This window comes from Facklamia sp. P13055 (assembly GCF_050409445.1).
In the GTDB taxonomy this organism is placed as follows: domain Bacteria; phylum Bacillota; class Bacilli; order Lactobacillales; family Aerococcaceae; genus Facklamia.
In genome coordinates this window covers 1-21,420 of record NZ_JBNUPL010000013.1, presented here as the reverse complement: position 1 = coordinate 21,420, position 21,420 = coordinate 1, and the positions used below count along the sequence as shown (strand labels likewise).

Sequence of the window (21,420 nt, the reverse complement as noted above, 5' to 3'; positions counted from 1 at the left end):
TCCGAACATTCGGCTTAAATTTCTTGTAAAAAATCATATAAATCTTTCTCCAAAGAAGACTCTATGATAGACTATTTTAGTAAATGGGTGATGGCGGTCTTCCGTCGTTTTTTTCATTTATACATTGTTGGTCGATTAATTTATCTCAATGAGAGAAAGGAATTTGATTATGAAAAGAACAGTAGGTACCGTAGTAAGAGGGTTAAGAGCACCAGTTGTCCATGAAGGAGACGACTTAGTCAAGATTGTTGTGGAGACTTTATTAGAATCTTCTAAGGAAGCTCAGTACAAGATAGAGGATCGAGATGTTCTTGCGATTACGGAATCCATTTTAGCGCGTGCCCAAGGCAATTACGTGACCCTTGATCAAATTGCAAAGGACATTCAGGATAAATTGCAAGCCAAAAAAATAGGAGTTGTCTTCCCTATTACAAGTCGTAACCGTTTTCAATCAACCCTTAAAGCGATTGCTCGTGCAGCCGATGAAGTGATCGTTCAATTGAGTTATCCGTCCGATGAAGTGGGAAATCCGCTTATGTTAATTGAAGATTTGGATGATGCTGGTATTAATCCATGGACAGATGTCTTCACAGAAGCAGAAATAAAAAAAATATTTGCCGATATGAAGCACCCCTTCACAGGTGTTGATTATTTAAGTCTTTACCGAGAAACCATCGAAGCTGAAGGAGCTGCTTGCACGATTATTTTAGCTAACCAACCAAAAGCTGTCCTAGATTACACAGACACCATAATTACAGCAGATCTTCATACACGCAATCGTACTCAAAAACGCCTATTACAAGCTGGTGCTTCAAAAGTACTCCGACTGGATGAGATTATGAATCAGCCAGTCGACGGTAGTGGTTCGAATCCAGAATTTGGATTGTTAGGTGCAAACCTATCTTCTGATGAAATCGTAAAACTCTTCCCTATTAATGGTGAAGCCTTTGTCAGTGAGGTCCAGTCTTTAATTAAAGATTTAACTGGTAAAACAATCGAAGTTATGATTTACGGTGACGGCGCTTTTAAAGATCCTCAAAGTCAAATTTGGGAATTAGCCGATCCGATAGTATCCCCTGCATACACCAGTGGGTTAGAAGGAACACCTAATGAAGTAAAGCTAAAGTATTTAGCAGATGGCAAATTTAAAGATCTTGAAGGTCAAGATTTACAAACAGCTATTTCAGATTATATTGCAGGCCATGCGGAGGCGAGCCAAGACCAAGCAGAAAGAATCGGAACTACCCCGCGTCAACTAACAGACCTATTAGGTTCTTTAGCTGATTTAACTTCTGGCTCAGGTGATAAAGGAACACCTTTCATCTATATCAAAGGTTACTTCGATAAGTTTTCTGATCAATAATTTTACCCTTTAAATAAAAACTCTGTTAAGCACCTGAGTGTTTAACAGAGTTTTTTTAGATTAATTCACGAGGTAGGCTGTTGTTCTTGTTTTCAAAACATCTAAAATGGTATTAAGCTCACCTTCTACTAAGTTTTTTGCGGCTTGGTCGGTATAAAAAGCACTGTGTGGTGAGGAGATGATTTTAGGGTGATTTAATATTTGAAGGAAGGTTTCATCTGAAATTTTTTGATTTTTAAAGCCATTGCCTGCATAAGGGCCTTCACCCTCAGAGCTATCCAGACCAGCTCCGGCTCAATGGTTTTCATCTAAAACTTTGATCCAGTCATTGGAATGAATGATGCCACCACCTGCCATATTTAATAAATAGGCAATTTGTTTAAAGCCAATCTTAGCTAAACTTTCATAAAAAGTATTATCTATTTGGGCTACTTGCGAGATTGTTATACGGTCATACTTATCTAAAGAGTCAAAATATTTACTACTTAGAAAATGACTGCACAAGGTGAAGTCTACTTGATGCGATATGATTGTATAAATATACTCTCTCCTACATTACTAAATATAAATTCGCTTGTCTTTTTTAGCAAAAAAGTTGCATTAATTAATCTCTATAACTTTTAGATGCTTAAAATATTTTCAAAAAGTCCCTAAAGCTCTTTTTATTTTCTTCTTCCCAATTGTAAAGCTTGTCTTCCAGTTGACTGATAATTTCTTCTTTATCTTGAGGGAACTTCCCACTTAATGAAATTGTATTTGAGGAGTGATTTCCATTTATTTTGATATTTGTATTAATATGATTCAGTAGCATTAATTCTTCCTCTAAACTTTCACGAGGCGTCAAAATTACAAAGCCTTCTCTCTCTTCCTCTTTTAAACTAGATAAGTCTTCTGCATCGATTGTCAATAAAATAAGTTCTTCTGCATCGACATGGTTAATAAGTTTGGCAGTTTCAATGGCATGTCTATCAGATAAACCATTTCCACCAGCTCCTATAACAGTCACTATAGAATAGTTAATGCCTACTTTTTTCAATTTTTTTAAAGCGATTTTTTCTTGATGAATAGTTAGATGTTTATTGTAAAAGTTTAATGTTTGATCTGATCCTGTTTCAATTAAAAGATAAAGTTGGTCTAAACCGTGAAGTCTTAACTTCAATAAATCTTCTTCTGAAGAATCTAAAATACTTTGTGAGCTAGTAATACCTTTTAAAGTTTTTGCATTAGAAAGATCTTTTTTAATTGCAGGGATTATATTAATTAAACTCTCTATATCTACATCTAATATATTTTGATTAATAATCACTATCTCTTTTGTTTCTTCACCTTTTTTACTTTTTAATTCTTTCTTATTTATAATAGATTCTTGTACATTAAACGGTTTATTTGAATCGAATGCCTTTTGATCATTTTTAATAGCTGGGTGATGAATAGATATTTTTTGGCCTTTTAGCTGATTGGTTATGAAATTGACCATTTTTAAATAAAGTTGGTTCATAGTCTTAATCGCTCCTATTTGAATAGTTTATATATAAAAAGCTAACCCCAAATTATGGTTAGCTTAATTATATGATTGAACTTGTATCGGTTTCAACCACAGAAAGCATTAAGAAGCTTTTTGGTGAATTTTGCTACTAAGAATGATGTTAAAAATGTGGGAATAAGCCCTGTTAGAATTTGTGCAGATGCTTGTGTTACGTAAGGTTCTACACTAGGATAGCTTTGAGCGATTAAAGTGGGAAATGAAGCAGAACTTTCTAGCTTAGCATTGAAGGACATGCCCATTACACCATCATTTTTAAGTAAATACTTGTCTACTAAAAATAGTGGTGAGCTTACTAAATAGAAGAATACAACTCATCACACCGATTAATCCAGAATGCAAACTATCGACAATGTTCATAGCCTGACCGATTCCTCATCCTAATAAAGGCAGGAATAATCCGATAGCTGGCGAAAAAAGTTTTACTGCCTTTTTATCGATATTTCCAATAATAATTCCTACTACTAGGGGAATAAGAGTTGATAGCAAAGGCATCTAATTAAAGCCAGAGCTATCAGCTTTTCCAAGCGAATAGACGATTAATGGAAAAGTTGGTATTCTAAAAAAGACTATAAAGTTAAAGCCAATCTTATTTTCTTCTTGGGCATAATCAGTAACTAAGGGTAAGAAGATGGCTAGATTGGCTGAACATACTGCAAGAATAAGCGCTAAAAGACTAATACCTAAGAAACCTTCATCTCCAAACACCTTTAATATCACTCCCCCAATAATGATTGATAATTAGCTTTAACAAGAGAAAGGCCCCCTTCTCGTTGAATAACTTTCATCAAACTTTTTGTATTAATCATCGTTCCCAAACAAAAAGTGATGGCAGCCAAAATAAAAGCAATTGAGTTTTTACTTAGTATAGCCTCAGTCATTCTAACAATATAGGACAAATCAGGCCAGAAAGTGTGAAAATACAGAAGAAATTAGTAAGGGAAGGAGGAAAGTTCCAGCAGGTATTTTTTATCCACTGTAACAGATGGGACTCCTTTTTAACCTACAAACTCATCAACGACTGCAGCCATTGATATTGCCGAAATTTTTAATGATTTTTCATCGATTTCAAACTTTGGATGATGATGAGGGTAACTATTTTCTGGATCTTCATTGGCACCAATATAGAAGAAACAACCAGGAACTTCTTTAAGATAATAAGAGAAATCTTCCGAAGGAGAAATAGGTCCACTATCTTCAACAGCCTTAATATCAGAGATATTTAGACTTTCAAGTGCTGATGTAACCCTCTTAGTAACTGCAGGATCATTATATAATACAGGATAGTCTGGCTTATACTCTAATTCTGTTTCTACTTGGAAACTCTCTTCTAAACCTTTGGCTAATTGTGTTACCATATCTTGAATAGTCTTAGCTGTTTCTTCCGACATTGAGCGAACATCACCTTCTAGAACTACCTTATCTCGAATAATATTAAATTGACCTTTACCATCGAATGAACCAATTGATAAAACGCCCATATCAAATGGATTTACTCGACGACTAACTACCGTTTGAGCATTCATGACGAAAGACGAAGCAGCTACAATTGCATCGTTTGCATCATGTGGAGCCGAACCATGTCCGCTTTTACCCTTAATGGTTAATTTAAAATAAGCTCGGGCAGTTTGGGTATTTCCTTCATGCGTATAAACGGTTCCGAGTTTAAACTGACTCATCACATGAGCACCAAAAATGTAGTCTACATTTTCTAAGGCTCCAGCTTTAATCATTGCTTTAGCTCCTCCTGGTGGAACTTCTTCAGCTGGTTGATGAAGGATTTTAATTGTACCTTTAATTTGGTCTTTTAATTCAATTAGAGACTCGGCTAAAATCAGCATATAAGCGGTATGGCCGTCATGACCACAAGCGTGCATTACCCCATTATTTTTAGATTTAAATGGCAAATCTACCTCTTCCGTAATAGGTAATGCATCAAAATCTGCCCTTAAAGCGATTGTAGGTCCCTCTTGCCCCCCTTTAATTGTAATAACATGGCCATATTGTCCTCCTAAGTCCGTTTCGATATGATCTATATCAAGGTCTTTATAGAAGTTTTTAATATATTTAGAAGTTTCTTTTTCTTGAAAGGATAACTCTGGATGTTGATGTAAATAACGGCGGATTTCAATTATGCGTTCTTCTTTATTTTCGATTTTAGAAATTAATTGCTCTAATAGTGTCATAGCAAACGCCTCCTCTACTCCATCATATCTACTTTAATTAAAAAGTAAAGACATACACATAGGGTGATATATAATTAAGACAAAAAAATTCTCATCAAATTCTTACAGCTTTTTTCTTAGAATTAGGTATAATGAAAGGACAGTTTAAAGTGAGGTGTCCTATGAATAATCAAGATTTTTATCGTAAAATGTTAGCCATTGCGATTCCGATTTCTTTGCAAAGTTTAATCGTTTCGTTTCTAAATACTTTAGATACCATGATGATCTCATCACTGGGACCGGAATCAATCGCAGGAGTCGGCTTGGCCAATCAAGTCTTCTTTTTTTTCACTATGATTTGTTTTGGTACAGCCACGGGAGCTTCAGTAATGATTGCTCAATACCATGGTCGAGGTGATCTTGCTAAATTACAAAAGGTTAATGCTTTCTCGTGCTTAATTACCTTTGTAGTAGCTTGTCTTTTCACTTTGTTGGCATGGCTAATACCAGAAAGAATATTAGGCTTAATGATTGATGATCCTGCTGTCATTGCAGAAGGGTCTAAATATTTAAGAGTAGTTGCTTGGTCGTATGCCTTAACTGGTGTCAGCTTCGTGAACAGTGTGGCTCTTCGCTCAACTGGAAACCCTCGTTCGCCATTAACAGCCGCTATAGTTGGTTTTGTTTTCAATGCTTTTTTCAATTATGCCTTTATTTTTGGTAAGTTTGGTTTCCCAGAATTAGGGGTAGTGGGAGCAGCAGTGGGTACAATCATTGCTCGATTAATGGAATTATTGGTTATCTTTTACACAGTCAGTCGCTATGATTGTCCGCTTAATGGTTCGATTAAAGAGATGTTTAATTTTAAGGGAGATTTTATTCAAAACTTTTTGCGCATCACCTTTCCTGTCATTGTTAATGAAACCTTTTGGGGACTCGGTCAAGTATTATATAGTGTGGCTTACGCCATGGTTGGTACTAAAGAAACAGCTGCCATTCAAGTTGTTTTTGCCATCCAGAACTTAGCCTTTGTTTTAATACGTGGTCTATCCAATGCTTGTACGATTATGTTAGGAAATACGATTGGGCGCGGCGTTATGGATGTTGTTTATCCTCATGCCATCCGTTTTCTTAAAATGGGCGGAGTCATTGCCTTATTTGTAGGCCTTTTCTTATCCGTTACCCCTTCAATTAGTTTACAGTTGTTTCCCAATTTAACACCAGAAGTCTATGAACTTTGTAAGACTTTACTAAATTATATGGGCTTTATCTTCATTTTAAAAGCTATTAACTCCATTCTGATTGTAGGTGTTCTAAGAGGTGGAGGCGATACGAAGTATTCCCTTTTCTTAGAAATGGGATCTGTATGGTTAGTAGGCGTTCCCTTAGCTTTTCTAGGAGCGGCTGTGCTTAACTTTTCTATTCAATGGGTTGTAATGTTAGCGGCCACGGAAGAAATTACCAAATTAGTGATTGGCCTATTTAGAGTAAAATCTAAAAAATGGATTCATCAAATCTCATAAAATAAAGACTGCCGCTCATAAACGGCAGTCTTTTATAATTAATGGAGTTCTTCTAATATTTCTTGCATTCCAGCTCTAGGAGGTAGTGTTGAATGAAGTGAAGCAAAAACCTCGTATCGACCAGTCGATCAAGCCAGATCGGTCAAAATATCTTTTGTAATATACGAATCCTTGACTTATTTTTAAGGCGAAGTCCGGTTCGATGAACGTAGCACGTCCAATAGCCACTAAATCCGTATAATTCAAGGCTCTTTGAGCAGCGTTAGCATCAAATACGCCTCCTAATAAAACAATTTGTTGGATAGTTAAGGGCACAGTTTCATGATCTAGGAAATCTAAATCCACAGCTGACGGACCATATACTGTTAAACCTTCGCTGGCTCTTTGATGAGCTTGGTAACCGGAATGGTGGATTTGTATAATCACTTTGTTGCCTTTAGACTTTACTTTTTAGCTAGTTCTTTTAAACCAGCTAAATAGGCATCAGCAAAGCGGCTAATTGCACCCTTCTTTGGTAATCCTCCAAGGTTTCTTGGCTGGAACCCCCTTTTTAACCCCCCCAAAAAGACATCATAGGGGGTTGAACAATCCGGTTAGCTAATTGTGCACCGTGTCTTAAGCGAATAGAATCTGTGAATTTCTTCATCTTTTTCCTTCTAAATTTTTATCGTAAATATAAAGTATTAAAACTAGTTTAAACTATTAATTAAAAACTTCTACCTACTGAGACTTCAATAAGTAGAAGTTTGGATTGAGTGTCATCTGGGCTTAATTACCTTTTAATGAACCCGAAACAAAAACGGCATCACAAGTAATATCAATCCCCAAGTTTTGTAATTGGTTTTTAGTATCTTGTGATAGGATGATGCTAGAATGCGCTTGAGCCCCACTTAATTTAGATAAGGCTTGATAGGCTGCTTGAGCCGTTGGGTTTGTCACTGCTGAAATTGCTAGAGCAATTAGTAATTCATTTAAAGTTAAAATGGGATGCTTACTTTGCAACTTGTTAGCTTTAAGATTTTGAATGGTTTGTAAAATCATGGGAGCTAAGAGGTCAATTTGGTCTGAGATACCTGCCAAGGTCTTTAGAGCATTCATAATCGCTGCCCCCGGTGCATCCATTAATTCGGTTCGTCTGCCAGTAATCATTTGTCCATCGCTTAATTGAATAGCAATGACTGCCGGAATCTCTTCCTGCGAAAAACGTTCCTTAACCGATTGAGCATAAGCTTGAGCCTTAACCACTGGAAGACGATCTTCAGCTGTTAACCCACTTTCTTCCATTAACAAGTGCATTTTCGAACGAACCTCTTCATCCACAATGCCGACTTTATAATCTTGTTCTACTTGGAAATAGCGGCGAATAATTTCTTGCTGGGCCGCTTCTTTAACAACTTCTTCATCGGTAATTCCCGATTTAATCCGATTAACTCCCATATCCGTTGGGGATTGGTAGATTAAATTGGGTGAACTCGTATTAGCTAAAATCCGACGAATAACTGGGAACATCTGCATGTCGCGATTATAATTGACCGCCATTTCGTTATAGGCATCTAAATGATAAGAATCAAGAACATTAATATCATTTAAATCAACTGTTGCGGCCTCATAAGCCACATTAATTGGATGTTTTAGTGGTAAGTTCCAAACTGGGAAAGTTTCAAACTTAGCATATGAAGCCTTAATTCCCTTTTGATGTTCATGATAAAGTTGGTTCAAGCAAGTTGCTAGCTTGCCCGATCCAGCCCCTGGACCAGTTACAATAATCAAAGGTTGACTAGTTTCAATGTATGGATTTTTAGCAAAACCATTTTCCGAAAAGACAACTTCCAGATCAGTTGGATAGCCATTAATACTCTCATGTAGGTAAACTTTAACTCCTCTGTTTTCAATGTTTTTCTTGAAGACAGTGGCATTTTTTTGTCCTTTATATCTAGTTAATAGAACACTGTTTACTTGAATGTCTAACGCTTGGTATTCATCAATTAGCCGCAACACTTCTTGGTCATAAGTAATACCATAATCGCCCCGCATTTTATGATGTTCAATATCTTCGGCATAGATACAGATAATAATCTCAGCACGATCTTTAAGCTTGGTTAAGAGCGTTAATTTGACGTCCTCGTCATAACCTGGTAGTACCCGCTTAGCATGCTTATCACCGATTAATTTACCGCCAAATTCTAAATAGAGTTTATCAATATTCTCAAGTCGCTCAAAGATATATTTCGATTGTTCTTTGAGATATTTATCGTTATCGAAACCTAATTTTTGCATCCTCCCAACCCCTTTCATCACATACGAATTATTTTATCAAAATTTTTGGTGGGACTAAAGATTTTCTTTATTAAATGAGTTAATAAAGACTTTTTTTCTTTTTAACGTTCAGTTTTGCATGAAAAAGTCTGCTAATTACTGAATCCATTGTATTCTTTTACTTTAATTCAAAGTGGTTAAAGTCTTCTGCTGTTAAGTTCTTAACGAATGCTAGGCTCAGGTCCACAGTATTTTCGAAGTCTTTATAAGAGCAGAAGCAATAATTAGTATGCGCATAACGCGTCGGAGTACCTAAAGTAGCTACAGGAACTCCTTTGTTAGAAAGGTGAATAGACCCAGCATTGGTTGAACCACCTTCTCTTACCGCATGTTGTAAGGGAATATTTTTTTCAGTAGCTAGTTGCTGAATGCGATTGAGTAACCATTCGTTGGCAATATAAGAGTTATCCCGGTAACGTAATTGAGGTCCCATTCCTAAGCGAGCTTGTTCCAAGTATTCATCGGCAGTAAAGTCATCCGAAGGGGTCCCTTCAAAAACTAAGGCCATTTGGGGATTTACACGTTTACTAGTAATGACTGCTCCACGCATTCCCACTTCTTCTTGGGCAGCAAAGGCAGCGACAAGATTAAAAGGTAGATCTTTAAGATGATCTTTCATCTCATTCATTATAGCCACCGAAACGGCCACACCGATTCGATTATCAAATCCCTTGCCAAACATTACTTGATTGCGCTCATTAAAAGCAAATTTTGTAGCAGGCACAATCGGTTGCCCGATTGTAATTTTAAAATCTTCAATCACTTCTTGACGACTACTTGCCCCAACATCAATTTTTAAATCAAATAAGGTTATCTTTTTGGCTCTTTCTTCTGCAGTCATAAAATGAATTGGTTTAGAAGTTGAAATACCTGGGTGGTAATGGCCTTGACTATCACGGACTAAATAATGTTGGGCCGAAACGTGTTCTGCTAGCCAACCACCTAGAGGCTGTAAGTGGATTAAACCGCTCTTATCAATTGCTTTAACCATAAAGGCTACTTCATCAGTGTGGGAGTCTAACATCAAGGTGGGTTTTAAAGGGTCTAGTTGATCAAGGTTATAATAAGCATTCTTAAGGTTGTCGATTTGTAGACTATAAGCTCCCTTATACTTATTAAGGACCTCTAAGACTTCATCTTCAAAGCCAGGCGCCCCTTTAGCGTTTACTAAATCACGAATTAGGTGTTGATAGTTCACTTTATTCTCTCCTATTCTAATATTTTGAGTACTTCTTCAATAATCCCATCACCATATTTTTTCTTAGCTGTAATCATGGCTGTTCGTTTAACTTCGTCTAAAGCATTGAAAGCAGCAATACTACGCCCTGCTTCTTTTAATAAGTCAATATCATTGTGGTTATCACCAGCAGCTATAACTTGATCGCTAGTAATTCCTAGATAATCAGCGATCCAATGCAAGGCTCTCCCTTTACTAACATTCGCTGCTACAATATCCATCGCCCAATCTGAATAAGTAAGATAGCGATACTCTGGTTTAAGATTATTAACTAAAGCATGGAGTCGAGACAAAGCTGTTTGTGGATGGTCATCGACGATTAAGAATTTATCCACTTCCATGCTAGCCCAATCTTCTGGCTTAATTGGGCGAATGATTTGTTCAGTAAAGTTGTTTTTCAATTCATGTCGAATAAACTCAGTATCCTCTAAAGCAAACTCTTCCCCATTCACAACATAAACAACCGTTAGTCCCATGCTTAAAGCCACTTCGATTAAAGGACGTAAAGGTCCAATAGGAAAGCTAAAAGACTGAATTACATGTCCTTCTAGCATAATATTAGCGCCATTAGAGGTCGCATAAGGAAGCTTTAAATCTAATTCATCAATAATGGGTTGCACAGCCTTAGCTGAGCGACCAGTTGCTAATGTGAAAGCGACATCTTTTTCAGCCAAAGTGGCTCTAAATTGTTCAAAATTGGGACTCCACTTCTTATTATGATCCAAAAGTGTATCATCTAAATCGGATAGAAATAATTTAAACATAGTTTCTCCTTACTTACATAATTTGTTATCATTACCTGATTTAGTATACCCCAAATATTATATAAAATAAATTATAAGCAAAAAGCCAAGTTCACTTAATTGGAAGTGAACTTGGCGAATTCATAGTATTAATTGGCTTTAATTGCTTGCTGAAGCATATGTTCAGGCAAACGTTTGACCACACTGTTAACCATTAAAGGAAGTAATAAAGCGTCATCCATAAAGCCTAAAGGACCTAAAAAATCGGGCAGCAAATCGGTTGGTAGTAAGACATATAAAAAAGTTGCAAAAATTAGAACTCTAGCTAAGATGGGTGTTTCTCTCTTGAATAAGGATGTTATAAAGAGTGGAAACTTTTCGACTAAAGTTAATTTAATCGGTTTCTTTTTCATTTAATCACTTCTTTCGGTTGACTACGACTCTACAATTATATTCTAAATGATTGTTGTTATACTTTAATCCAACTAGAGTCTGACTTTATTTAAAAAGTTCAGCCAGTAGTTTATAAGAATGTAGACGTGCTCTTTGATCAGGTATGGGCATATAAGCCATTAATTCATCGATGCCTAAGCGATCAATTTCTTCATGTAGAATCTCTCCAACTTGTTCTGGTGTACCTTTTAGGATAAATCTTCTTTGATATTTTTCGTCTAGCATAGCTTGTTCTTCTAAACTTAAATCGATGGCTTGAGCACGTTCAGAAGACATTAACGCTAAATTATTTTTACGAATATGAGTAATTTCGGAAGGTCTTGCCCAATAATCTGCTTCTTCTTTTGAATCAGCTAAAATAATTTTATAAGAAACCATCACTTTGGGTTCTTGGAAAAATTCACTGGGTTGAAAATGATCGCGATAAGCTTTAAATACAGAAGTTTCCGTTTCTACTCCAAAGAATTTTGCAAAAGAATATCCCAATCCCATTTGACCGGCTTTGATAGCGGATTGCCCAGATGACCCTAACATCCAAGGTTGAGCAATAGTCCGGGTTTTAACTGGAATGGCTTGAGTCAGGCCGTAAAATCCTTTGGGAATAGTATCTGTCATATAATCTAATATGACTTGAGCTTTGTCATATAAATGGTCAAAATCAATCGAATTTCCTTGAGAAAGAGCCATCATACCATTGTAATCCGTTCCTGGCGCCCTTCCAATACCAAAATCAATCCGATCGGGTGCTAATAAAGTTAGAGTCTTAAAAGTTTCAGCAACTTTTAAGGGGGAATAGTTTACAATCATTGTTCCACCTGTCCCAAGGCGAATTTGTTTGGTAACTGCTGCTAAATAGGCCAATAAAATTTCTGGAGCAGAACTAGCCAGGTTAGACCTGCCATGATGCTCTGAAGCCCAGTAGCGATCATACCCCATAGCTTCCAATTCTTTAACCATTTCAATGGTCTTTTCATATCTGGTTTGAGTGGACTCTCCTTCATTTAAGGGTAATAAATCATGAATTCCTAATTTCATTTTAATCTCCTTCTTAAGTGTTGAGTTAATGGTTTTTATCTGACGGACTGGGTAAGAGATAATTAATGGCAAGGGCCACAAGGACTCCCATGACCGTTGAAAACAAACGAATCAGCGTATAGCTTAATTGATTATTTACCGGTATATTAAAAAAAATTACTAACATAGTGGCACAGCCGGTTATAATTCCTTTTTGTAAGTGAATACGATTAGCGACAGAAATATATAAGATAATGGCTATTGGAGCGAGTATAATCAATATTTCATCTTGGCTAGATGTAATCGGAAAGAGGAAAATAAATAATAAAGCCACCACACCTGATAAAAGAACACCCATAATTCTTGCCTTGCCAAAGGTATAACTACTTTCCAAGTCCTGTCTGAGTGAAAAAATAGCCGCTAGACAAGAAAGGGTTGGACTGATTTTAAGGACGTAAAAGGAAAAAAGAATGCAAAGAAAGACAGCGACTGCTGTTTTAAAAGTACGCATACCGACCGGCGATTTTGAAAAATCCAATTTAACACCCTCTTTAAATAGATAGAATTATTATAGCACGGCTTCTCTAGATAATCATTATATCGCATATTTTCCCTAAAAAGGGATGAAGCTAAAAAAGTCCGCTAAGAATAGCGAACTTTTTTAGCATTATTTAAATAGATCCAAAATCCCACCCAGGATACCTTCCTCGCCATTAGTTTGTTCTTTATAATCAGGATGCAGCTTGATCACCTATAGGGTATTACCTGCGCTAGTTGGAACCTCCCCACGCTCTTTTAAAGAAGAATTAACTCTTTCATAAGTCTGACTGACTTCTTTTTGAGGGCCCTCTTTATCTAGTTTTTTAGCCATTTTACGATCGACCATCTATTTTAATAGCAAGGGTGCTACTACAATCAAAGTTCGCTTAACAGCATTCACAGACAATTCTAAAGTGTTGGCGATACAATCAAAAATAGTTGGCTTATCTTCAAAGACATGAGCTAGAATTTTATCTCTATCTTGAGGATCAACATTTTCGCTTAATTGGTCGACGGATGGATAGTCATTAATGTCTTCATGCTTGCTTAAAGCATTATTAATGGATTCTAAGCCTTCAAGTGTTTGAGTCTTTTTATTAATTGCTGTCAAGATAATTGGTAAACCAATAGTAGCAATTTTACCCAAGACTCCTAAATTTAAGCCTGCTTTATTAGCAAGATTTTTCTTATTTGTGCCTTTGAACCTTGTAATAATCTATCTAATAGATTCAATACATCAAGTAAGCCCATCATCAACTCTTTAAAGTTTTATTATTTAAGGATAATGTAAAAATTAAGAAAGAACTACTAAAACGCTGACTGAGGCTTTAGCAACTTAACTATTTTTCTTTTAAGGACTGTAAACGGTACATATCGTAATAGATTCCTTGATGAGCAATTAGTTCATCATGTTTGCCAACTTCAATAATATTTCCTTTATTCAAAACGTAGATTTGATCAGCTTTTTTAATGGTTGATAAACGGTGGGCAATCACTATTAAAGTAGCTTGTTGTCTAATTTTATCTAAACTTGTCTGAATATATTGCTCACTTTCAGTATCCATGGAGGCCGTTGCCTCGTCAAGAATTAAGATTTTAGGTTGGCGAATCACCGAGCGCGAAATATTGATTAATTGTTTTTGACCAGCTGATAGGGAAGCTCCTCCCTCGGTTACTAAATGGTCATAACCATCAGGGAAAGCTTCAATAAAGTGATCAGCTCCGGTGAATTTTGCAGCTGCAATTACTTCTTCATCCGAATAGTCTCCATGCAAACGAATATTATCCTTGATACTACCATAGAACATAAAAGCGTCTTGTTGTACTAAGGAGACTTGGTCTTTTAGGGTCTCTATGTCATAGTCTTTGATAGAGACTCCGTCAAAATTAATTTCTCCTTGATCAAAGTTATAAAACCGCATTAAGAGATTGATGATGGTCGATTTACCAGATCCAGTGTGGCCGACCAAAGCAATCATCTGACCTTGATGGGCTTGAATATTTATATCTTTAAGCACCAGTTGCTCTTGGTCATATGAAAAGCTTAAATCTTTAGTTGAAACTTCGCCATCCAATTGTCTTTGAATTTTCTTATTAGTTTGGCTGGGGTTAATATCTGAGTTTGATAACAGCTTACGCCCTCTGGAAGCAGATACCAGGCCATCTTGATAAACAGAAAGACTATCCAACATATTACCAATTGGATTAAAGAATGACTTGGAGTAAGAGGTGAAAGCATAAATTATACCGATATCTAAGTTGTTTCCTTTTAATAGTTGATTACCAAAAATCCAAATTACTAATACTAGAACAATTTGTTCAATCAAATTAACCGCTGGCATTAAAAAGATCGCATTCATTTTGAACATATTCGTTCTTGCTTTAACATATTCTTGGTTAACTTGGTCAAACTCATCTTTCATACGCTCGGTCTGATTAAACTGCTGAATTAACCACATTCCCATAGTCGATTCGGCCAATTTAGCATTCACTCGTGCTAGAGCAGACCGCATCTTGCGGTATACGACTGTCGATATTTTTTGATAAATATAAATTAGAATAAACACTAAAGGTAGAAAGGCAATAAACATCCAAGAAATACCAGCGTGTAAACTAAACATAGCTGTTCCAACGGTTACAGCATTAATGAAGCCATCAAAAAAAGTTAAGAAAACATTCCAGAACTCTTTAATTGTTTCAGTGTCATTTGTAATGCGCGAAACAACTTCGCCGTTAGGGGTTTGGTTGAAATAGTTCATACTTAACCGGCCTAGTTTTGAATACAAACGGTTACGCATACTTGCCACAGTGTATTCGCTCGCCATAAAGAAGTAAAAATCTTTGGCATAAATCAAGATCATTCTTATAATCAAGAGGCCCAAATAAGTTAAAGCCACTTTGATGGTGATATTAAAACTTGTCACTTGACCAGCTGAAATACTGTCTAAATAACGTTTAATAATAATCGGCAAATAGGCAGCAATAGATGAGGAAGCAATCATTGCAATGACAGAAATAAGAAACCGCCACCACTGATTGGAAGCGAAAGAGAAGAGATAACGTAAGATATCGATTTGTTCAAGAATTGAAAATTTAGTTTGTCTAGTTTTCTTATTCTTCTTCACCGACTTCACCTCCTAATTTCTCTTCTAATTGTTGTTGGGTAAACATATTGGCATACCAACCATTCAAGGCAACTAGCTCTTGATGGTTTCCTCTTTCAGTTATTTTCCCTTGGTCTAGCACAATAATCTCATCGGCATGCATAACAGAAGATAGGCGATGAGTCGCAATAATCGAAATGCCATTATCTCTTTCATCTTTTAACTTACTTAAAATAGCTTGTTCAGTTCTAGCATCCACTGCTGATAGGGCATCATCCATTAATAAAATTTGAGGCTGCATAGCCAGCGTTCTTGCAATTGAAATCCTTTGTTTTTGACCACCAGAAAGTGATACCCCTCTCTCACCTACTTCCGTCTCATAGCCATCAGTAAAATCAAGAATATCTTGGTGAATATCAGCTATTTGAGTGTAATGTTCCACTTGATCTTGTGACATATCTGGCCGGCCAAAACGAACATTTTCTCTAACAGAAGTTGAAAACAACAGGTTTGTTTGCGGAATATAGCCTACATGGTCTCTTAAGTAAGTTAAATCAATCTTAGTTAAATCTTGATTGTCAAATAAAATCTGACCTTGATCTAAATCATAGAGACGAACTAAACAGTTTAAAAGGGTCGTTTTGCCTGAACCAGTTTTGCCGACAATTCCTAATGTTTGTCCTTCGCTTAGTTCAAAAGTAACATCTTGTAAATTAATTTCTTCACTAGTAGGATAGGTAAATTGTTTGATATCAACCTTTAGGTTTTTAAATGGAAGTTTCTTAATGCCATCTTTTGGATTAGTAACACTCGCCTTTTGAGCTAGGAGTTCTGTTACCCGGTCATAGGATGCATTCCCTCTTTCCATGGTATTGACTAAACGACCCACTGCTAAAAGTGGCCATGTCATATTACCTAAATAAGAAAAATAAGCAATCAATTGACCAATCGAGATTCTCCCCTCACTGACAAAGTATGAGCCAAAGATAATTGTTAAAACATAAGTTAATCCTGTAATTAAGTTAATGATAGGAGAATAGGCTGAATTGACTAAGTGGACCTTACGATTTTGAGCAATTACATTATCAGTTGCTTTTACAAAGTCTAAGTGGTCTTCTTTTTCTTCGCCAAAGGCTTTAATGACTGTCATTCCAGCTACACTTTCTTGCACATGATCATTCATTTTAGAAAAAGCTCTTAGGGACTCTCTAAAGTATTTATTAATCCACTTACCTAAGTATCTTGAAACAAAAATAAGCAAAGGGAAAGGAACAATTGTATAGAGTGTTAACTTCCAATCAATAATAATTACCATGGAAAAAAGTGTGACGATTGTGATAGATAAGGCATCAGTTAAGGTTAAAATACCTCCCCCAGCTACAAAGCGTAACGCTCGTAGGTCATTAGTAGCGTGAGCCATCAAGTCACCGGTACGGTATTTTCCGTAAAAGGTTTGATCCATTTTTGTAAAGTGGTCATATAATTTATTACGCATAATCGACTCTAAAATAGTGGAATTAGTAAATAGATTCGATCGCCACATATAACGTAAGCCATACATCATTAGACCGACCAATAAAAGCAATAACATATACTGTAAAAGAGAGGATGAAGTTAGACTACCTTTTGCCATTTGGTCAACTACTTGACCAATTAATAAAGGAATTATTGCAGATAAAACCGCACAAGAAATCAACCCCCCTATTGCCAAGGTATAGGTCTTCCATCTTAATTTAAAAAACCATGCTAATTTGCGAAAAATTGCAAACATTATTTTTCTTCCTCTCTATATTTTTTTCAAGTAACTCTTATTGTAGTATATTTTAATCTCGATTTCATATTAAATGCATAAAACTCTCCCAAAATACCAAAAATGGGAGAGAACCAAGATTAAAAGTAAAAATTATTCATTTAAAGACTCGTTTTGTCTTAAAAGACGAAGACCGTTTAAAATAACTAAAATAGTAGAGCCTTCATGAAAAACTACACCTAAAGGTAAGTCTAAAGTACCTAGAAAGTTAAGGACAATTAATATAAAGATGACACTAATAGCAAAGATAATGTTTTGCTTAATGATTCGATTTAATTTATGACTCAACTGGTAAGAATAAAATAGTTTCAATAAATTATTTTTTACAACGATAATTTCAGATGACTCCATCGCGATAGAAGAGCCAGATCCCATGGCAATACCAATATTAGCATGGGCTAAAGCAGGAGCATCATTAATTCCATCGCCAATCATGCCCACTACCTTATCCTTTGCTTGACTTTCTTTAACATATTTTATTTTATCTTTGGGTAAGCATTCAGCCACTACATCTTCAATCCCTACCTGGTGACCTACTTTTTTAGCAACTTGATGGTTATCCCCAGTAATCAGGACAACTTCTACTCCGGCTTGCTGGAATTTCTTAACCGCTTCAATTGATTCGGAACGAATCTTATCAGCTAATGAGAGATAACCTAATACTTTTTCTTGATTAGCGATAAAGATAGTTGTATGCCCTTCTTCTATTCGATCAATATATTGTGCATAATTTGCTAAGTGTTCAAAAGTAGAAGGCTTTCCAACTTGAATTTCTCCTTTTTTCATCCCTTGTCCTGGTAATTCTTCCACCTTTTCATGGGTATCTACTTCCGACAAGTCTAGATCCTTAAAATGCTTAACAACTGCTAGTGCAATGGGATGGTTGGAACCTTGTTCCATATAAACTACTTCTTTTAAGTAGTCTTCTTCTAGCTCATAATCTACCACATCAAAGACACCTTGAGTTAGAGTACCAGTTTTATCTGAAAATAGAATATCCATGGTATTTAATGATTCCATGGCTGCTCCACCCTTGACCAAAATACCATTTTTAGCTCCATTAGAAATGGCTGATAAAGTGGCTGGAGTAGCCGTAGCAACTAACGCACAGGGACTAGCCACCGTTAGCAAGACCATGCCGCGGTAGAAAGCCTCTTGGAAGGAATAATCCACTAAAAAATATAAGGCAACAATGAATAAAGGCACAGCGATTAAAACACCCATAGCATAATGCGATTCAAAGCGATCGATAAAACTCGCTATTTTAGATGGATTGGACTGGGCCTCTTGAACCATCCGAATAATGGAAGAAAAGACTGTATCTTTACTTAGCTTACTTACCTCTAGTCTAAAAGAATTTCCTTCATTGATTGTACCAGCAAAAACTTCTTCGCCTTGATTTTTTTCTACTGGTAAAGATTCTCCGGTTAAAGCAGCTTCATTTATGATTACCGATCGATCTGAGAAACCATCGATTGGTAAGGCATCACCCTTAGCTACCAATACTTGATCACCTATTTCTAAACTATCTGTAGGCACTTCTTTCGTTTCACCATTTGGTAAAATTTTTAAGGCTACATTAGGCACATGCCCCATTAGTTCTTCGATGGCCTTAGTAGATTTATTGGTTGCATATTCTTCTAAAACTTCGGCCCCTGCAAAGATGAATAAAAGCATAGCTCCCTCAGACTCATAATTAATAATAACAGCTCCTAAAGCTGCTAAAACCATGAGGAGGTCTACATTCAATTTTTTTTCAATAAAAGTCTCACTGACAGCTTCTTTAGTGGCAAAAAAGCCTAAAAAGAAAATAGCTAAATAAAAAGCAAACCGACTCAAAAGAGGATTAAATGAAAATAAGAAACCCGCGATCATTAAGATAGTTCCTATGGCAAAAAACTGCCCTTCACGATTCCTAAAGATACTAACCACCACAAAATCTCCTTCTTTCTTTCGAAATTCTCTAACAAAAAAAGCGCACCAAAGACAGTTAATAAAAACTGTCTCACAGGTACGCTAAGGTATCTCTGCTGTCCTCGCAATGAGGACCGGGCTGCATGATTATATCACCGCTTGATCAGAAATATTTAATTGTTAAAGTTTATAAACATATTATACCGTCTATTTATTCTTTGTCAAGGTGTTTTTAAATCTTTTCGAAATGATCGACTAACATGGCTGGAACAAGCTGTTTATTAGAAACTTTTAAGCCTTGCATCTTACCATAAACTTTGACATGATCGTCTGTATTTAGCGTTTGGTCCGTCTCGTTAATGAATTTTAAAGCTACAAGATTAACGGGTTCTTCTTGGCTAGTAGATAAAGAACCTAAGGCGATAGCGCCTTCTACTCCTAAATCTTCAGTAAAGAACGATGCGATTTTTCCTTCAAGTTGCACCCATTCATCTTTTAAGCCATTATTATCAATTAGTTCTTGATAGTGAACAAAACGATAAGAAGAATGGTCGAATGATTCACTTGAGGTAAATGCGTTTTGACTATTATTTAGGGGGGGAGTTTTTCCGTCCTCTGCTTCACTTGCTTCATCAGGATTTACTCCTATTTCATCATTATAATGCTGAGCTTTTTGAGCTGCTTGACCTTCACGTAAAGGAACGTTATCTTTGAACGGATCTTCCCCTAAAGCATTGGTTGAAGAATCAATATCAGAATTAATATGAACCGGACCTAAAGGATCGTTCATAGTCTTGTCAGTAACCTGAGGTTTATTATTTGAATCTTTACTTTTACGTGATAAGAAGTAAATGGCTCCTAAAATAATAACCAATCCGAGTATCAATAATAAAGTACTTGTATCTATCATATACATTCTCCTCTGTCATTTTGTTATAACCATTATAACTCATTTACTTGTCTTTAGAAAAATGTTTTGCTTAAAGTTTATTTTGCAAGAACCATCGCTCTATTTAGCCCGTTTAGCGTTATAATAATATTAACTTATTAATAGAAAGGTGACTTATGCCGACTTATATTTACTTTGTCATAGGACTGCTTGGTCTTTGGAATATTGTTGTTTTTTCACTCTATGCTGTTGATAAATATAAAGCCAAACATCAGCTTTGGCGTATTTCAGAAAAAAAGCTTATTAATAGCCACCTTTTGTTTAGGGGGCTTAGGTGGTCTACTAGCTATCTATCTTTGCCGTCATAAGAGCCGTAAAGGGATATTTTTAGCAACTGCCCGATTATCCTGCTTAATGATTGTGGCCTTTGTGGGTTATCTGACTGGTCTAAATTTTTAAAAATAATTAATTAAAAAGGATCTAAAAGCTAGATCCTTTTTCTTTTTATTTAGATTGTTTATGCTGAAAAGCTTCCCAGTCTTTTAAGAAGCCAGCAATTCCTTTGTCAGTTAATGGATGAGACCATAATTTAGGGAATAGACTGCCGGGTACCGTTGCAATATCTGCTCCTGCAACAGCTGTGGCTTCAAAATGTCCAATATGACGAATGGAAGCAGCAATAATTTCAGCGTCTAATGCATAGTTATCTAAAACTAAGCGTAAGTCAGCAATCAATTCCATACCATCTTCTCCCATATCATCGATTCGTCCAATAAATGGAGATATATATGTGGCACCTGCCTTAGCCGCTAAAAGGCCTTGAGCCACTGAGAAAATAAGTGTGACGTTAGTCTTAATTCCTTCTTTAGACAATGTATTAACAGCTTTTAAGCCTGCTTCAGTCATCGGAATTTTAACCACGATATTATCTGCCCATTGGGCAACTTGTCTAGCTTCTTTAACCATGCCTTCATAATCTAAGGCAATGACTTCAGCCGAAACAGGTCCATCAACAATTGAACAAATCTCTTTGATAACTGTTTCAAAATCTTTTCCCTCTCTAGAAATTAATGTAGGATTGGTAGTAATGCCATCCACCAAACCTAGGTCGTTGATGCGCTTAATTTCTTCAACATTTGCAGTATCTAAAAAGAATTTCATATAGGGCCTCCTAATTGTATTCGTTTACTTCTTTGAGTATAACAAGCTTAAAGAATTATTTCAATCTTGAAAACTTTATAGTCAACTGCCCTGTTAAACGTAAATGATAATGTCTCAAGAGAACACAAATCAAAATGTCCCACTAT

Annotated in this window: 20 protein-coding genes and 2 pseudogenes; 4 read left to right on the top strand and 18 right to left on the bottom strand. The window is 36.1% G+C overall.

What is annotated here, in order from left to right; genetic code table 11:
• The first annotated feature begins 169 nt into the window (after positions 1 to 169).
• Complete coding sequence (locus tag ACQV2O_RS06110) at positions 170 to 1,363, top strand: coenzyme F420-0:L-glutamate ligase (RefSeq protein WP_428875253.1); 1,194 nt, start codon at positions 170 to 172, stop codon at positions 1,361 to 1,363.
• Between the two features lie 294 nt (positions 1,364 to 1,657).
• Here ACQV2O_RS06110 and ACQV2O_RS06105 read toward each other — a convergent pair whose 3' ends face one another.
• The 5 genes and pseudogenes from ACQV2O_RS06105 to ACQV2O_RS06085 all read right to left on the bottom strand — a co-directional run bounded on the left by ACQV2O_RS06105 (position 1,658) and on the right by ACQV2O_RS06085 (position 5,092).
• Positions 1,658 to 1,867, bottom strand: a complete 210-nt coding sequence (locus ACQV2O_RS06105) for a hypothetical protein (protein WP_428875252.1) — start codon at positions 1,865 to 1,867, stop codon at positions 1,658 to 1,660.
• Positions 1,868 to 1,991: 124 nt separating this feature from the next.
• A complete protein-coding gene (locus tag ACQV2O_RS06100; protein WP_428875251.1) occupies positions 1,992 to 2,861 on the bottom strand; it encodes a radical SAM protein in 870 nt (289 codons plus the stop codon).
• Between the two features lie 92 nt (positions 2,862 to 2,953).
• Positions 2,954 to 3,202 (bottom strand): annotated as a pseudogene (locus tag ACQV2O_RS06095) (2-keto-3-deoxygluconate permease); the annotation flags it as partial.
• 79 nt (positions 3,203 to 3,281) lie between these two features.
• A pseudogene (locus ACQV2O_RS06090) lies at positions 3,282 to 3,787 on the bottom strand (2-keto-3-deoxygluconate permease).
• 117 nt (positions 3,788 to 3,904) lie between these two features.
• Positions 3,905 to 5,092, bottom strand: coding sequence for a M20 family metallopeptidase (locus ACQV2O_RS06085; protein ID WP_428873363.1), 1,188 nt, complete (start codon positions 5,090 to 5,092; stop codon positions 3,905 to 3,907).
• A gap of 161 nt (positions 5,093 to 5,253) precedes the next feature.
• Here ACQV2O_RS06085 and ACQV2O_RS06080 point away from each other — a divergent pair, with 161 nt between their 5' ends.
• The gene (locus tag ACQV2O_RS06080) at positions 5,254 to 6,594 is read left to right on the top strand and encodes an MATE family efflux transporter (RefSeq protein WP_428873364.1); all 1,341 of its coding nucleotides are present in this window, start codon (positions 5,254 to 5,256) and stop codon (positions 6,592 to 6,594) included.
• 75 nt (positions 6,595 to 6,669) lie between these two features.
• Here the strand turns inward: ACQV2O_RS06080 and ACQV2O_RS06075 are convergent, their stop codons facing one another.
• The 12 genes from ACQV2O_RS06075 to ACQV2O_RS06020 all read right to left on the bottom strand — a co-directional run bounded on the left by ACQV2O_RS06075 (position 6,670) and on the right by ACQV2O_RS06020 (position 20,134).
• Entirely contained in the window at positions 6,670 to 7,020 is a 351-nt protein-coding gene (locus tag ACQV2O_RS06075; RefSeq protein ID WP_428875250.1) for a hypothetical protein, read from the bottom strand.
• 342 nt (positions 7,021 to 7,362) lie between these two features.
• The gene (locus ACQV2O_RS06070; protein ID WP_428873366.1) at positions 7,363 to 8,871 is read right to left on the bottom strand and encodes a DUF1846 domain-containing protein; all 1,509 of its coding nucleotides are present in this window, start codon (positions 8,869 to 8,871) and stop codon (positions 7,363 to 7,365) included.
• Positions 8,872 to 9,028: 157 nt separating this feature from the next.
• Positions 9,029 to 10,108, bottom strand: coding sequence for a M42 family metallopeptidase (locus ACQV2O_RS06065; RefSeq protein ID WP_428873368.1), 1,080 nt, complete (start codon positions 10,106 to 10,108; stop codon positions 9,029 to 9,031).
• 11 nt (positions 10,109 to 10,119) lie between these two features.
• Positions 10,120 to 10,911, bottom strand: a complete 792-nt coding sequence (locus ACQV2O_RS06060) for a Cof-type HAD-IIB family hydrolase (RefSeq protein WP_428875249.1) — start codon at positions 10,909 to 10,911, stop codon at positions 10,120 to 10,122.
• A gap of 128 nt (positions 10,912 to 11,039) precedes the next feature.
• Positions 11,040 to 11,303, bottom strand: a complete 264-nt coding sequence (locus ACQV2O_RS06055) for a YkvA family protein (RefSeq protein WP_428873370.1) — start codon at positions 11,301 to 11,303, stop codon at positions 11,040 to 11,042.
• Between the two features lie 85 nt (positions 11,304 to 11,388).
• On the bottom strand, positions 11,389 to 12,378 hold the full coding sequence (locus ACQV2O_RS06050) for an MsnO8 family LLM class oxidoreductase (RefSeq protein WP_428873371.1): 990 nt from the start codon (positions 12,376 to 12,378) through the stop codon (positions 11,389 to 11,391).
• A 25-nt stretch (positions 12,379 to 12,403) separates the two neighbouring features.
• Entirely contained in the window at positions 12,404 to 12,895 is a 492-nt protein-coding gene (locus ACQV2O_RS06045; RefSeq protein ID WP_428873373.1) for an FUSC family protein, read from the bottom strand.
• A 348-nt stretch (positions 12,896 to 13,243) separates the two neighbouring features.
• Positions 13,244 to 13,609: a DUF937 domain-containing protein gene (locus ACQV2O_RS06040; protein WP_428875263.1), complete on the bottom strand. Its 366-nt coding sequence runs from the start codon at positions 13,607 to 13,609 to the stop codon at positions 13,244 to 13,246.
• Positions 13,610 to 13,736: 127 nt separating this feature from the next.
• Positions 13,737 to 15,521, bottom strand: a complete 1,785-nt coding sequence (locus ACQV2O_RS06035; protein WP_428873375.1) for an ABC transporter ATP-binding protein — start codon at positions 15,519 to 15,521, stop codon at positions 13,737 to 13,739.
• Positions 15,508 to 17,271, bottom strand: a complete 1,764-nt coding sequence (locus ACQV2O_RS06030; RefSeq protein WP_428873376.1) for an ABC transporter ATP-binding protein — start codon at positions 17,269 to 17,271, stop codon at positions 15,508 to 15,510. The genes ACQV2O_RS06035 and ACQV2O_RS06030 overlap by 14 nt, the downstream gene beginning before the upstream one ends.
• Before the next feature lie 132 nt (positions 17,272 to 17,403).
• Positions 17,404 to 19,245 (bottom strand): heavy metal translocating P-type ATPase, encoded by a 1,842-nt coding sequence (locus tag ACQV2O_RS06025; RefSeq protein ID WP_428873377.1) that lies wholly within the window; start codon positions 19,243 to 19,245, stop codon positions 17,404 to 17,406.
• A 211-nt stretch (positions 19,246 to 19,456) separates the two neighbouring features.
• Positions 19,457 to 20,134, bottom strand: a complete 678-nt coding sequence (locus tag ACQV2O_RS06020) for an LPXTG cell wall anchor domain-containing protein (RefSeq protein ID WP_428873379.1) — start codon at positions 20,132 to 20,134, stop codon at positions 19,457 to 19,459.
• A gap of 155 nt (positions 20,135 to 20,289) precedes the next feature.
• On the opposite strand from ACQV2O_RS06020, the gene ACQV2O_RS06015 reads away from it, so the two are divergent.
• Both ACQV2O_RS06015 and ACQV2O_RS06010 read left to right on the top strand, forming a co-directional pair.
• Positions 20,290 to 20,481 (top strand): DUF1294 domain-containing protein, encoded by a 192-nt coding sequence (locus ACQV2O_RS06015; RefSeq protein ID WP_428875248.1) that lies wholly within the window; start codon positions 20,290 to 20,292, stop codon positions 20,479 to 20,481.
• A complete protein-coding gene (locus tag ACQV2O_RS06010) occupies positions 20,420 to 20,572 on the top strand; it encodes a hypothetical protein (protein ID WP_428875262.1) in 153 nt (50 codons plus the stop codon). Before ACQV2O_RS06015 ends, ACQV2O_RS06010 begins: the two co-directional genes overlap by 62 nt.
• 45 nt (positions 20,573 to 20,617) lie before the next feature.
• On the opposite strand, the gene fsa is transcribed toward ACQV2O_RS06010, so the two are convergent.
• Positions 20,618 to 21,274: a fructose-6-phosphate aldolase gene (fsa, locus tag ACQV2O_RS06005; RefSeq protein WP_428875247.1), complete on the bottom strand. Its 657-nt coding sequence runs from the start codon at positions 21,272 to 21,274 to the stop codon at positions 20,618 to 20,620.
• Positions 21,275 to 21,420: the final 146 nt, after the last annotated feature.

Coding starts and splice junctions, on each gene's coding strand:
- ACQV2O_RS06050 (WP_428873371.1), bottom strand. CDS start 12,378: ATGAAATTAGGAATTCATGATTTATTACCCTTAAATGAAGGAGAGTCC.
- fsa (WP_428875247.1), bottom strand. CDS start 21,274: ATGAAATTCTTTTTAGATACTGCAAATGTTGAAGAAATTAAGCGCATC.
- ACQV2O_RS06070 (WP_428873366.1), bottom strand. CDS start 8,871: ATGCAAAAATTAGGTTTCGATAACGATAAATATCTCAAAGAACAATCG.
- ACQV2O_RS06080 (WP_428873364.1), top strand. CDS start 5,254: ATGAATAATCAAGATTTTTATCGTAAAATGTTAGCCATTGCGATTCCG.
- ACQV2O_RS06110 (WP_428875253.1), top strand. CDS start 170: ATGAAAAGAACAGTAGGTACCGTAGTAAGAGGGTTAAGAGCACCAGTT.
- ACQV2O_RS06100 (WP_428875251.1), bottom strand. CDS start 2,861: ATGAACCAACTTTATTTAAAAATGGTCAATTTCATAACCAATCAGCTA.
- ACQV2O_RS06055 (WP_428873370.1), bottom strand. CDS start 11,303: ATGAAAAAGAAACCGATTAAATTAACTTTAGTCGAAAAGTTTCCACTC.
- ACQV2O_RS06030 (WP_428873376.1), bottom strand. CDS start 17,271: ATGTTTGCAATTTTTCGCAAATTAGCATGGTTTTTTAAATTAAGATGG.
- ACQV2O_RS06015 (WP_428875248.1), top strand. CDS start 20,290: ATGCCGACTTATATTTACTTTGTCATAGGACTGCTTGGTCTTTGGAAT.
- ACQV2O_RS06020 (WP_428873379.1), bottom strand. CDS start 20,134: ATGATAGATACAAGTACTTTATTATTGATACTCGGATTGGTTATTATT.
- ACQV2O_RS06060 (WP_428875249.1), bottom strand. CDS start 10,911: ATGTTTAAATTATTTCTATCCGATTTAGATGATACACTTTTGGATCAT.
- ACQV2O_RS06085 (WP_428873363.1), bottom strand. CDS start 5,092: ATGACACTATTAGAGCAATTAATTTCTAAAATCGAAAATAAAGAAGAA.